Raw genomic sequence first — 12,767 nt, 5'->3', positions numbered from 1 at the left:
GGCCTTGAGGAATACGTCATGAGCCACGCACTGCAACGCATTGATGAAACCCGTGAAGCGCTGATCGGCGCGTTGGCGGAGCGCAACTGGGACGCCATTGGTGAACTGGATATGGGCTGCCGCAACGTCATCGATGAAGTGCTCAGCGAAGCGCCGGTGGACGAGGATGCACTGCGGGAAAAGCTGGAAAGCCTGCTGGCGGTGTATCAGCAGTTGCTGGAAGTGACGACCGGCGAGCGCCAGGCGATTTTCGAAGAGATGTCGCAGATCAACCGCGCGCAAAGTGCGTCAAAGGTTTACCATCTGTTCGGCTGAACTGGCTCAGTTAATCCGAACAGCGCGTCATATATTTGACTGTGCTCGTATTTTTGACTTAACTAGTGCTGTTTTCAGATTTCAGGCGTCAGTAAGGTATGAAGTCCTACAGGCGTCTCGATTGCCCTCACTCTGGGGCAGGAAGTTTTACTAGGGAAGTTGCTATTGCATGTGGCGTGAAACCAAAATTCTGCTGATTGATGACGATAGCGTCCGCCGCCGCGATTTAGCGGTGATTTTAAATTTTCTCGGTGAAGAAAATTTACCCTGCGGCAGCCATGACTGGCAGCAGGCGGTCAGCTCTTTGTCGTCGAGCCGTGAAGTTATCTGTGTGCTGATCGGGACGGTAAATGCTCCTGGCGCCATTTTGGGCCTGTTAAAGACACTGTCGACCTGGGATGAGTTCCTTCCGGTGTTGCTGATGGGCGATATTTCTTCCGTGGACCTGCCGGAAGACCAGCGCCGCCGCGTGCTTTCAACCCTGGAAATGCCGCCCAGCTACAGCAAATTGCTCGATTCGCTGCACCGTGCCCAGGTCTATCGCGAGATGTACGACCAGGCCCGCGAGCGCGGCCGTCACCGTGAACCCAACCTGTTCCGCAGCCTCGTCGGCACCAGCCGTGCGATCCAGCACGTGCGCCAGATGATGCAGCAAGTCGCTGACACCGACGCCAGCGTGCTGATCCTTGGCGAATCCGGCACCGGCAAGGAAGTGGTCGCCCGCAACCTGCACTACCACTCCAAGCGCCGCGACGGGCCTTTCGTGCCGGTCAACTGCGGGGCGATCCCGGCAGAGCTGCTCGAAAGCGAACTGTTCGGCCACGAGAAGGGCGCCTTTACCGGGGCGATCACCAGCCGTGCCGGGCGTTTTGAGCTAGCCAACGGCGGCACCTTGTTCCTCGACGAAATCGGCGACATGCCGCTGCCGATGCAGGTCAAGCTGTTGCGCGTGTTGCAGGAACGCACCTTCGAGCGCGTGGGCAGCAACAAGACCCAGAGCGTCGACGTGCGCATCATCGCGGCCACCCACAAAAACCTCGAAAGCATGATCGAGGTCGGCAGCTTCCGCGAAGACCTGTACTACCGCCTCAACGTATTCCCCATCGAGATGGCCCCGCTGCGCGAACGCGTGGAAGACATCCCGTTGCTGATGAACGAGTTGATCTCGCGCATGGAGCACGAAAAGCGCGGTTCGATTCGCTTCAACTCCGCCGCGATCATGTCCCTGTGCCGCCACGGCTGGCCGGGCAACGTGCGTGAGCTGGCCAACCTGGTGGAGCGCATGGCGATCATGCACCCCTACGGTGTGATCGGCGTGGTCGAGTTGCCGAAGAAATTTCGCTACGTCGACGACGAAGACGAGCAACTGGTCGACAGCCTGCGCACCGACCTCGAAGAGCGCGTGGCCATCAACGGCCACACGCCGGACTTCGGCTCCACCGCCATGCTGCCGCCCGAAGGCCTGGACTTGAAGGACTACCTCGGTAGCCTCGAACAAGGCCTGATCCAGCAGGCGCTGGACGATGCCAACGGCATTGTCGCCCGTGCCGCCGAGCGCTTGCGTATCCGTCGAACCACCTTGGTTGAGAAGATGCGCAAGTACGGTATGAGCCGCCGGGAAGGTGATGAACAGGCGGATGATTGACGCCTGTTTTTTAAGCTACTGAAATATCAGTAGTTTTTTTTCGGCACGGGTATTGCTATAGCCCTCGCAACGTTCCGTTTAACTGACGGTCAGCCAAGCGAGAGAGCATGATGCCCCACGCCGCCCAACTTTCTACAGCCCCTGCTATCCCGGGGCTCGTTCCGTCTGCAGAGCCGCTTACCCGGCAGGGTCTTGAGCAGGCGTTCTCGCAGTTCAGCCAGATGTCGAGCCAACTGACTGACTCTTACAGCTTGCTGGAGGCGCGGGTTTCCGAGCTTAAAGGCGAACTGGCGGTGGTCAGTGCCCAGCGCATGCAAGAGCTGGCCGAGAAAGAGCGCCTGGCCAACCGTCTGCAAAACCTGCTGTCGCTGCTGCCCGGTGGCGTGATCGTCATTGATGATCAGGGCCGCGTGCGTGAAGCCAACCCGGCTGCCGTCGACATGCTCGGCCTGCCGCTGGAAGGCGAGTTATGGCGGGAAGTCATCGCCCGTTGCTTCGCCCCCCGTGAAGACGACGGCCACGAAATCTCCCTCAAGGACGGCCGCCGTCTGTCCATCGCCACCCGTTCCCTGGACGCCGAGCCTGGCCAACTGGTGCTGCTCAACGACCTGACGGAAACCCGTCACCTGCAAGACCAACTGGCGCGCCATGAGCGCTTGTCGTCGTTGGGGCGGATGGTTGCTTCTTTGGCGCATCAGATCCGCACGCCGTTGTCGGCGGCGCTGATCTACGCCAGTCATTTGACTGATGAGCAATTGCCGGCCGCCACCCACCAACGTTTTGCTGGCCGCCTTAAAGAGCGCCTGCATGAGTTGGAGCACCAGGTGCGCGACATGCTGGTGTTTGCCCGCGGCGAATTGCCGCTGACCGACCGCGTTACGCCGGCTATGTTGATGCAGTCGCTGCAAGCGGCGGCGGCCACCCATATCCAGGACGCCCAGGTGCGTTGGCAGTGCGACAGCCACCAGGGCGAGTTGCTGTGCAACCGCGACACCCTGGTCGGCGCTTTGCTCAACCTGATCGAAAACGCCACCCAGGCAAGCCTGCCCGGGGCGCGGCTCAAGGTGCACCTGTACACCCGCGAGCAAACCCTGCGCCTGTGTATCAGCGACAGCGGCAGCGGCATTGAGCCGTGTGTGCTGCAACGCTTGGGCGAACCGTTTTTTACCACCAAGACCAACGGCACTGGCCTCGGCCTGACCGTGGTCAAGGCCGTGGCACGCGCGCATCAGGGAGAATTGCAGCTGCACTCCCGGTTGGGGCGTGGCACCTGTGCATTGATGACCTTGCCGCTGTTTTCCAGCACGGCAAGCGCGGAGTAAAAGGACTATGGCTATCAAGGTTTTATTGGTCGAAGACGATCGCGCCCTGCGTGAAGCATTGGCTGACACGCTGCTGTTGGCGGGCCATGACTACCGGGCGGTCGGTTCTGCCGAGGAAGCCTTGGAGGCGGTTGAGCAGGAATCTTTCAGCCTGGTGGTCAGTGACGTCAACATGCCCGGCATGGACGGCCACCAGTTGCTCGGCCTGCTGCGCGCGCGCCAGCCGCAGTTGCCGGTGCTGCTGATGACCGCCCATGGCGCCGTGGAGCGGGCGGTGGACGCCATGCGCCAGGGCGCGGCGGATTACCTGGTCAAACCCTTTGAGCCTAAAGCCCTGATCGAACTGGTTGCCCGGCATGCACTCGGCGTTGTTTCGAATGCCGACGGCGAAGGCCCGATTGCCTTTGAGCCGGCCAGCGCACAGTTGCTGGAACTGGCAGCGCGTGTGGCGCGTAGCGATTCCACCGTGCTGATCTCCGGCGAGTCCGGCACCGGTAAAGAAGTGCTGGCGCGGTATATCCACCAGCAATCGAGCCGCGCCAAACAACCCTTTATCGCGATCAACTGCGCGGCCATCCCCGACAACATGCTTGAAGCCACCTTGTTCGGCCATGAAAAAGGCTCGTTCACCGGCGCCATCGCGGCCCAGGCCGGCAAGTTCGAACAGGCCGACGGCGGCACCATCCTGCTCGACGAAATCTCGGAAATGCCCCTGGGCCTGCAAGCCAAGCTGCTGCGGGTGTTGCAGGAGCGTGAGGTTGAGCGTGTGGGCGCACGCAAGCCGATCCAGCTGGATATCCGCGTGGTTGCCACCACCAACCGCGACCTCGCGGGCGAAGTGGCGGCGGGGCGCTTTCGTGAAGACCTGTTCTACCGGCTATCCGTATTCCCGCTGGCCTGGCGCCCGTTGCGCGAGCGCCCGGCGGATATCATCCCGCTGGCCGAGCGCCTGCTGAACAACCACGTCAAAAAAATGAAGCACGCCCAGGCGCGGTTGTCGGCTGAGGCCCAGGCTTGCCTGATCAGCTACCCATGGCCCGGCAACGTGCGCGAATTGGACAACGCCATCCAGCGCGCGCTGATTTTGCAGCAGGGCGGCTTGATCCAGCCGCAAGACTTCTGCCTGGCCATGGGCAATGGCAGCGCGCCGTTGCCGAGCCTGGCGCCCGCACCTGTGGCGGCTGCCGAAACCGAGTCCGGCGGTGCCCTGGGCGACGACCTGCGCCGCCGCGAATTCCAGATGATCATCGACACCTTGCGTGCCGAGCGCGGCCGCCGCAAAGAGGCCGCTGAGCGCCTGGGCATCAGCCCGCGCACCCTGCGCTACAAGCTGGCACAGATGCGCGACGCCGGGATGGACGTGGAAGCCTACCTTTTCGCCACGTGAAAAATTCTTGGGCTGACAGGGTTTGTCGCCTTTTCTTACGAATTGCCACGGAGCTGGCACCCTTGTTGCTACCACCCGTAGTAACCGCTGCGTAGTGTCAAAAAATTGCGGGTCGTCGGAGAGAGAAGGTCATGAGCCAGGGTATTGAGTTCAATCGGTTGATGTTGGATATGCGCTCCATGCAAATGGATGCCATGGCTCAACCGAAATCCGTCGCGCCAGCGCCGGAATTGGGCCAAAGCAGTTTTGCCGACATGCTCGGTCAGGCAATCAACAAAGTCAGCGACACCCAGCAAGCCTCCAATCAGTTGGCCACCGCCTTCGAGATCGGCAAGAGCGGCGTGGACCTCACCGATGTGATGGTCGCCTCGCAAAAGGCCAGCGTTTCCTTTCAAGCCTTGACCCAAGTGCGTAACAAGCTGGTTCAGGCTTATCAAGACATCATGCAGATGCCGGTTTAAGGACGAGATTTAAGTCATGGCAGAAGCAGTCTCCGACAACGTACCCGCCAAGGCAGACGGCAAGCCGCCGCTGTTTGGCCTGTCGTTCCTGGAAAACCTCTCGGAAATGACCATGCTGCGTCAGGTGGGCCTGATGGTCGGCCTGGCCGCCAGTGTGGCGATTGGTTTTGCCGTGGTGTTGTGGTCGCAACAACCTGATTACCGCCCGCTGTACGGCAGCCTGGCCGGCATGGATTCCAAGCAGATCATGGAAACCCTGGCCGCCGCCGACATCGCCTACACCGTGGAGCCCAACTCCGGCGCCTTGCTGGTCAAGGCTGATGACGTGGCCCGTGCGCGCATGAAGCTGGCTGCGGCCGGCGTAACGCCGTCCGACAGCAATATCGGTTTTGAAATCCTCGACAAGGACCAGGGCCTGGGCACCAGCCAGTTCATGGAGGCCACCCGCTACCGTCGTGGCCTGGAAGGCGAGCTGGCGCGCACCATCAGCAGCCTGAACAACGTCAAGGGCGCCCGCGTGCACCTGGCGATCCCGAAAAGCTCGGTGTTCGTGCGTGACGAACGCAAGCCCAGTGCCTCGGTATTGGTTGAACTGTTTTCCGGCCGCTCCCTGGAGCCTGGCCAGGTACTGGCGATCATCAACCTGGTGGCCACCAGCGTTCCCGAATTGAGCAAGTCGCAAATCACCGTGGTCGACCAGAAGGGCAACCTGCTGTCTGACCAGGCCGAGAACTCCGCGCTGACCCAGGCCGGCAAGCAGTTCGACTACAGCCGTCGCATGGAAAGCATGCTGACCCAACGCGTGCACAACATCCTGCAACCGGTGTTGGGCAACGATCGCTACAAGGCTGAAGTGTCCGCCGACGTGGATTTCAGCGCGGTCGAGTCGACCTCCGAACAGTTCAACCCCGACCAACCGGCGCTGCGCAGCGAGCAGTCCACCAGCGAACAACGCACCGCCAGCAATGGCCCGCAAGGTGTGCCGGGTGCCCTGAGCAACCAGCCACCGGCTCCGGCGACTGCACCACAAACCACCGGTGGCGCGGCCGCTACGGCTGGCGCGATCCAGCCTGGGCAGCCATTGTTGGACGCCAACGGCCAGCAGATCATGGACCCGGCCACCGGCCAGCCGATGCTCGCGCCGTACCCGGCGGACAAGCGTAACCAGTCGACCAAGAACTTCGAACTCGACCGTTCCATCAGCCACACCAAGCAGCAGCAGGGCAAGATCAATCGCCTGTCGGTGTCGGTAGTGGTCGATGATCAGGTCAAGGTCAACCCGGCTGACGGCGCCGTCACCCGTGCGCCTTGGAGCACTGATGAGTTGGCCCGTTTCACGCGCCTGGTGCAGGACGCCGTCGGCTTCGACGCCAGCCGGGGTGACAGCGTCAGCGTGATCAACATGCCGTTCTCCGCCGAGCGCGCCGAAGTGATCGCCGACCCTGCGTTCTACACGCAGCCGTGGTTCTGGGACATCGTTAAACAAGTGCTGGGTGTGTTGTTCATTCTGGTGCTGGTGTTCGGCGTGCTGCGTCCGGTGCTCAACAACATCACCGGCAACGGCAAGAAACAGCTGGCCTTGGCCGGTGGCGACGTCGAGTTGGGTGGCATGGGCGGCCTGGACGGCGAACTGGCCAACGACCGCGTCAGCCTCGGCGGCCCGCAAAGCATCCTGTTGCCAAGCCCGAGCGAAGGCTATGACGCTCAGCTGAACGCAATCAAGAGTCTGGTAGCAGAAGACCCGGGCCGTGTGGCCCAGGTCGTGAAAGAGTGGATCAACGCAGATGAGTGATAATCGAGCCGCTGTTGCCAAGCTCACCAAGGTCGACAAAGCCGCAGTCCTGTTGCTGTCCCTGGGTGAAACCGACGCTGCCCAAGTGCTGCGCCACATGGGGCCTAAAGAGGTCCAGCGCGTGGGCGTGGCCATGGCGCAGATGCGCAATGTGCACCGCGAGCAAGTCGAGCAGGTGATGAGTGAGTTCGTCGAGATCGTCGGCGACCAGACCAGCCTGGGCGTCGGCTCCGACAGCTATATCCGCAAGATGCTCACCTCGGCACTTGGCGAAGACAAGGCCAACGGCCTGATCGACCGCATCCTGCTGGGTGGCAACACCAGTGGCCTGGACAGCCTCAAGTGGATGGAGCCGCGCGCGGTGGCCGACGTGATCCGCTACGAGCACCCGCAGATCCAGGCCATCGTCGTCGCTTACCTCGACCCGGACCAGGCCGGTGAAGTGCTCGGCCACTTCGACCATAAAGTACGCCTGGATATCATTCTGCGCGTGTCGTCGCTGAACACCGTGCAGCCGGCAGCCCTGAAAGAACTCAACACGATTCTGGAGAAGCAGTTCTCTGGCAACTCGAACGCTTCGCGCACCACCTTGGGCGGCATCAAGCGTGCGGCCGACATCATGAACTTCCTCGACAGCTCGGTCGAAGGCCAGTTGATGGACTCGATCCGCGAGATCGACGACACCCTGTCCGGCCAGATCGAAGACCTCATGTTCGTGTTCAACAACCTCTCCGATGTCGATGACCGTGGCATCCAGGCGTTGCTGCGCGAAGTCTCCTCCGACGTGCTGGTGCTGGCCCTCAAAGGCTCGGACGAAAACGTCAAAGAGAAGATTTTCAAGAACATGTCCAAGCGTGCGTCCGAACTGTTGCGCGACGACCTCGAAGCCAAAGGCCCGGTGCGCGTCAGCGACGTCGAAACCGCGCAGAAAGAAATCCTCACCATTGCCCGCCGTATGGCCGAAGCCGGAGAAATCGTTCTCGGTGGGAAGGGCGGCGAAGAAATGATCTAAGGCGCGTCCCATGTCGAACAAAGATGAGACGCCCAGCGATCTGATTCGCGCGCGGGATGTCGGCGGGTTCGACATCTGGTCGCTGCCCAGCTTCGATCCACATGTGCCGGAACCTGAGCCCGAGCCGTTGGTTGAAACGCCGGTAGAGATGGAAGAAGTGCCACTGGATGAAGTCCAGCCACTGACCCTTGAAGAGTTGGAAGCCATCCGCCAGGAAGCCTACAACGAAGGCTTTGCGGCCGGCGAAAAAGACGGCTTTCGCAGCACTACCCTCAAAGTACGCCAGGAAGCCGAAGAGGCGCTCGGCGTCAAACTCGCCAGCCTTGAGCGGCTGATGGGTACGCTGTTCGACCCGATTGCCGAGCAGGACTCGCAGATCGAAAAAGCCATGGTCGGCCTGGTCGAGCACATTGCCCGGCAAGTCATCCAGCGCGAGCTGGTGCTCGATTCCAGCCATATCGAAAGCGTCATGCGCGAAGCCCTCAAGCTGCTGCCGTTGGGCGTGGGCAATGTGCGCCTGTACATCAACCCGCAGGATTTCGAACAGGTCAAAGCCCTGCGCGAGCGCCATGAAGAAACCTGGCGCATCGTCGAGGACGCGGCGTTGTTGCCCGGTGGTTGCCGCGTGGAAACCGAACACAGCCGCATCGATGCCACGGTGGAAACCCGCATCAGCCAGATCATGGCCAAGCTGTTGGATCAGGTGCATGAGCAGGTGTTGAACCCCGCCGAACCTGACCTGAGCGTTGATCTGGACGCCACCGATGCGCCTTGATCGCACCAGCTTCGCCAAGCGCCTGGGTGGCTACGCCGAGGCCACGGAGTTGCCCGGCCAGCCGATCCTCGAAGGGCGCCTGCTGCGCATGGTCGGCCTGACCCTCGAAGCCGAAGGCCTGCGCGCCGCCATGGGCAGCCGCTGCCTGGTGATCAACGACGACAGCTACCACCCGGTGCAGGTCGAAGCCGAGGTGATGGGCTTTTCCGGCAGCAAGATTTTCCTCATGCCGGTCGGCAGCCTGGCGGGCATCGCCCCTGGCGCCCGCGTGGTGCCGTTGGCCGACACCGGCCGCCTGCCGATGGGCATGAGCATGCTCGGCCGCGTGCTCGATGGCGCCGGCCGCGCACTCGACGGCAAGGGCGGCATGAAGGCCGAAGACTGGGTGCCGATGGACGGCCCGACCATCAACCCGCTCAACCGCAACCCCATTAGTGTGCCGCTGGACGTGGGCATACGCAGCATCAACGGTTTATTGACGGTCGGTCGCGGCCAGCGTCTGGGCCTGTTTGCCGGTACGGGCGTGGGTAAGTCGGTGTTGCTGGGCATGATGACGCGTTTTACCGAGGCCGACATTATTGTGGTCGGGCTGATCGGCGAGCGCGGCCGTGAAGTGAAAGAGTTCATCGAGCACAGCCTCGGTGAAGAAGGCCTCAAACGCTCGGTGGTAGTCGCGTCGCCTGCGGACGATGCGCCGCTGATGCGCCTGCGCGCCGCCATGTACTGCACGCGTATCGCCGAATATTTTCGCGACAAGGGCAAGAATGTCCTGTTGCTGATGGACTCGCTCACACGTTTCGCCCAGGCCCAGCGGGAAATCGCCTTGGCCATCGGCGAACCGCCCGCCACCAAAGGCTACCCGCCTTCAGTGTTCGCCAAGCTGCCCAAGCTGGTGGAGCGCGCCGGTAATGCCGAGGCCGGTGGTGGTTCGATCACCGCGTTCTACACCGTGTTGTCCGAAGGCGATGACCAGCAAGACCCGATTGCCGACTCGGCGCGGGGCGTGCTCGATGGCCACATCGTGCTGTCGCGGCGCCTGGCCGAGGAAGGGCACTACCCGGCCATCGACATCGAAGCTTCGATCAGCCGGGTGATGCCGGCGGTGGTCACGCCCGAGCACATGGCGCGTGCGCAGCACTTCAAACAACTGTGGTCGCGCTACCAGCAGAGCCGCGACCTGATCAGCGTCGGCGCCTACGTGGCCGGTGGTGATCGCGAAACCGACCTGGCCATCGCGCTGCAACCGCAACTGGTGAGCTACCTGCGCCAGGGGCTCAACGACAAGATCAGCATGGGCGAAAGCGAAGCTCACCTGGGCTCGATCTTCGCTCCGGCGCCGGGCGGTTAAGCCATGGCCAGCACCCGTTCTTCACGCCTGGCCCCAGTGGTGGACATGGCCGAAAAGGCCGAAAAAACCGCCGTGCAACGCCTGGGTTACTTCCAGGGGCAGGTGCGCCTGGCGGAAAGCAAGCTGGGCGACCTGGAGCGCTTTCGCGGCGAATACCAGCAGCAGTGGATCGAGCGTGGCAGCAAGGGTGTGTCCGGACAGTGGTTGATGGGCTACCAGGGCTTTCTTAACCAGTTGGAAACCGCTGTGGGCCAGCAGCGCCAGAGCCTGGCCTGGCACCAGAACAATCTTGATAAAGCCCGTGAAAGTTGGCAGGCGGCGTTTGCCCGCGTTGAAGGCTTGCGCAAGCTGGTGCAGCGTTATATCGACGAAGCGCGGGCGATTGAGGACAAGCGTGAGCAGAAGCTGCTCGATGAGCTGTCACAACGCCTTCCCCGCCAGTCACAGTACTAACAGTTTCCACTTGCCTACTGTGGGAGCCGGGCTGTGTGGGTGCTGGCTTAGGTGGGAGCTGGCTTGCCTGCGATAGCATCACCGCTGTATCACTGATACACCTCGTCGCCTGCATCGCAGGCAAGCCAGCTCCCACATTGAGTGCTCGGTGTTGCCCAGATCCGGTTCAGCTGCTAAACCTTGTTGCACATTGCCAATGACAAGGAAGCAGTCACATGTCAGTCGAGTCAGAAGTATCCCTGGATGGGACGAAGTTGACGATTAAAGTAAGAGGCCGATTCGATTTCGGAAGCCACCAGACCTTTCGCGATGCCTACGAGCGGTTCTACAAGGTGCCCGACATCTACGTGGTAGATCTGAAAGAAGCCACCTATCTGGACAGCTCGGCGCTCGGCATGCTCCTGCTGCTGCGGGACCATGCCGGTGGCGATGAGGCCGAAGTGCAGGTCATCAACAGCAACTCCGATGTGCGCAAGATCCTCGGCATCTCCAACTTCGACAAACTGTTCGACATCAGTTGAGCACCTTGGCCCCGGTCCTTGAACCACTGACGATCCTGATCGCCGAAGACAGCGCCGCCGATTTATTGTTGCTGTCGACCATCATTCGGCGTCAGGGCCACCAGGTGCTCACCGCCACCAATGGCGCGCAAGCCGTCGAGGTGTTTACCCGCGAGCGCCCGCAACTGGTGTTGATGGACGCCCTTATGCCGGTGATGGACGGTTTTGAAGCGGCGCGGCGGATCAAACAGTTGGCGGGTGAGGCGCTGGTGCCGATCATCTTCCTCACCTCGCTGCGCGAAAGCGAAGCCCTGGCCCAATGCCTGGATGCCGGTGGCGATGATTTCCTGCCCAAACCCTACAACCCGCTGATCCTGGCCGCCAAGATCAATGCCATGGACCGTCTGCGGCGCCTGCAGGCCACGGTGCTGCGCCAGCGCGACCAGATCGCCCGGCACCACGATTACCTGTTGCATGAGCAACGCGCGGCCAAGGCGGTGTTCGACAAGGTAGCGCATTCGGGTTGCATCAATGCGGCGCCGAACATTCGTTACCTGCAATCGCCCTATGCGCTGTTCAACGGCGACCTGTTGTTGGCGGCGTACACGCCGTCCGGCGACATGCATGTGCTGCTCGGTGACTTCACCGGCCATGGCCTGCCGGCCGCAGTGGGCGCCATGCCGCTGGCGGAAGTCTTCTACGGCATGACCGCCAAGGGTTACGGCCTGGCGCAGACCCTGCGCGAGATGAATGCCAAGCTCAAGCGCATCTTGCCGGTGGACATGTTCTGCTGCGCCACGCTGGTGTGCCTGAGTACCCAGCGGCGCGTGGTGGAGGTATGGAACGGCGGCATGCCCGACGGCTATGTGCATGAGATCGCCACCGGCAAGCGTACGCCTTTGTTATCCCGGCACCTGCCGCTGGGTGTGCTTTCGGCACAGGCGTTTGATGACAGTACCGAAGTCTGGCCCATGGCCTTGGGCGACCGGGTGTTCTTGTTGTCCGATGGGGTGCTGGATACCGCCAACGCCAGTGAACAGTTATTTGGCGCGGCGCGTTTGCAGCAGGTATTTGCCAGCAATCGCAAGCCCGACCGCTTGTTTGAGGAGATTGAGCAGGCCCTGGCGGCGTTCCGGGGTGAGGCGCGCGATGATGTCAGCATGGTGGAGATCACCTTGCAGCCTGGCCAGCCGTCGCGGGCGGCTGAGCCGCTGTATGCCGACAGTGGCCAGTCGTGCCCGTTGGATTGGTCGGTGAGCTTCGAGTTTCGTGCGCGAACGCTCAAAAGCTACAACCCGTTGCCGTACCTGTTGCAATTGCTGCTGGAGATTCATGGCCTGCGTGGGCAAAGCGGCGCGCTGTACAGCGTGATGGCCGAGTTGTATTCCAATGCGCTGGAGCATGGCGTGCTGGGCCTGGATTCGCGACTCAAGCGCGATGCCCAAGGATTTTCCGAGTATTACCGCCAGCGCAACGAGCGCCTGACGCAGTTGAACAGCGGTTACGTGCGGGTACATGTGCAGGTGTTGCCGACTGCCACGGGCGGCAAAATGACGCTGCGCATCGAAGACAGTGGCCCAGGGTTTGACGTGGAACAGGTGCTGGCGCGGCCGCTGGATATCGACCGTTTGTCTGGCCGGGGGCTGAGCCTGGTACGGCAACTGAGCAGCGATGTACGCTGGACCGATGGCGGGCGCAGTGTGTGCGTGGAGTTTTGCTGGGGGGCTCTGGCATAATCCGCCGATTCTTGATCAAGG

General features: G+C 61.8%; 12 protein-coding genes. All 12 read left to right on the top strand.

The window, feature by feature from the left end; translation table 11 throughout:
• Nucleotides 1-18 precede the first annotated feature (18 nt).
• Entirely contained in the window at nt 19-315 is a 297-nt protein-coding gene (fliT, locus tag HU759_RS21720; protein ID WP_170040633.1) for a flagellar protein FliT, read from the top strand.
• Nucleotides 316-484: 169 nt separating this feature from the next.
• Nucleotides 485-1,960, top strand: coding sequence for a sigma-54 dependent transcriptional regulator (locus HU759_RS21715; RefSeq protein ID WP_017134934.1), 1,476 nt, complete (start codon nt 485-487; stop codon nt 1,958-1,960).
• A gap of 110 nt (nt 1,961-2,070) precedes the next feature.
• Nucleotides 2,071-3,282 (top strand): ATP-binding protein, encoded by a 1,212-nt coding sequence (locus HU759_RS21710; RefSeq protein ID WP_099549001.1) that lies wholly within the window; start codon nt 2,071-2,073, stop codon nt 3,280-3,282.
• Nucleotides 3,283-3,289: 7 nt separating this feature from the next.
• Nucleotides 3,290-4,669 carry a sigma-54 dependent transcriptional regulator gene (locus HU759_RS21705; RefSeq protein WP_170040634.1) on the top strand — a complete coding sequence of 460 codons (1,380 nt, stop codon included), beginning with the start codon at nt 3,290-3,292 and terminating at the stop codon, nt 4,667-4,669.
• A 131-nt stretch (nt 4,670-4,800) separates the two neighbouring features.
• Nucleotides 4,801-5,130, top strand: a complete 330-nt coding sequence (gene fliE / locus HU759_RS21700) for a flagellar hook-basal body complex protein FliE (RefSeq protein ID WP_016972029.1) — start codon at nt 4,801-4,803, stop codon at nt 5,128-5,130.
• A 16-nt stretch (nt 5,131-5,146) separates the two neighbouring features.
• Nucleotides 5,147-6,922, top strand: coding sequence for a flagellar basal-body MS-ring/collar protein FliF (gene fliF, locus HU759_RS21695; RefSeq protein WP_017134938.1), 1,776 nt, complete (start codon nt 5,147-5,149; stop codon nt 6,920-6,922).
• Nucleotides 6,915-7,934, top strand: coding sequence for a flagellar motor switch protein FliG (gene fliG, locus HU759_RS21690; RefSeq protein WP_010208743.1), 1,020 nt, complete (start codon nt 6,915-6,917; stop codon nt 7,932-7,934). The genes fliF and fliG overlap by 8 nt, the downstream gene beginning before the upstream one ends.
• A 10-nt stretch (nt 7,935-7,944) precedes the next feature.
• Nucleotides 7,945-8,709 (top strand): flagellar assembly protein FliH, encoded by a 765-nt coding sequence (gene fliH, locus HU759_RS21685; protein WP_170040635.1) that lies wholly within the window; start codon nt 7,945-7,947, stop codon nt 8,707-8,709.
• Complete coding sequence (gene fliI, locus HU759_RS21680; RefSeq protein WP_017134940.1) at nt 8,699-10,057, top strand: flagellar protein export ATPase FliI; 1,359 nt, start codon at nt 8,699-8,701, stop codon at nt 10,055-10,057. The genes fliH and fliI overlap by 11 nt, the downstream gene beginning before the upstream one ends.
• A gap of 3 nt (nt 10,058-10,060) precedes the next feature.
• Nucleotides 10,061-10,510, top strand: coding sequence for a flagellar export protein FliJ (fliJ, locus tag HU759_RS21675; protein WP_016972024.1), 450 nt, complete (start codon nt 10,061-10,063; stop codon nt 10,508-10,510).
• Between the two features lie 215 nt (nt 10,511-10,725).
• Complete coding sequence (locus HU759_RS21670; protein ID WP_017134941.1) at nt 10,726-11,031, top strand: STAS domain-containing protein; 306 nt, start codon at nt 10,726-10,728, stop codon at nt 11,029-11,031.
• Nucleotides 11,028-12,746 carry a fused response regulator/phosphatase gene (locus tag HU759_RS21665; protein ID WP_170040636.1) on the top strand — a complete coding sequence of 573 codons (1,719 nt, stop codon included), beginning with the start codon at nt 11,028-11,030 and terminating at the stop codon, nt 12,744-12,746. Before HU759_RS21670 ends, HU759_RS21665 begins: the two co-directional genes overlap by 4 nt.
• The last annotated feature ends 21 nt before the right edge of the window (nt 12,747-12,767 follow it).

Source organism: Pseudomonas sp. OE 28.3, assembly GCF_014268205.2.
GTDB classification, from domain to species: Bacteria; Pseudomonadota; Gammaproteobacteria; order Pseudomonadales; family Pseudomonadaceae; genus Aquipseudomonas; species Aquipseudomonas edaphica.
The sequence above is the reverse complement of the archived record's forward strand: the minus strand, read 5'-3'. Positions and strand labels throughout refer to the sequence as shown.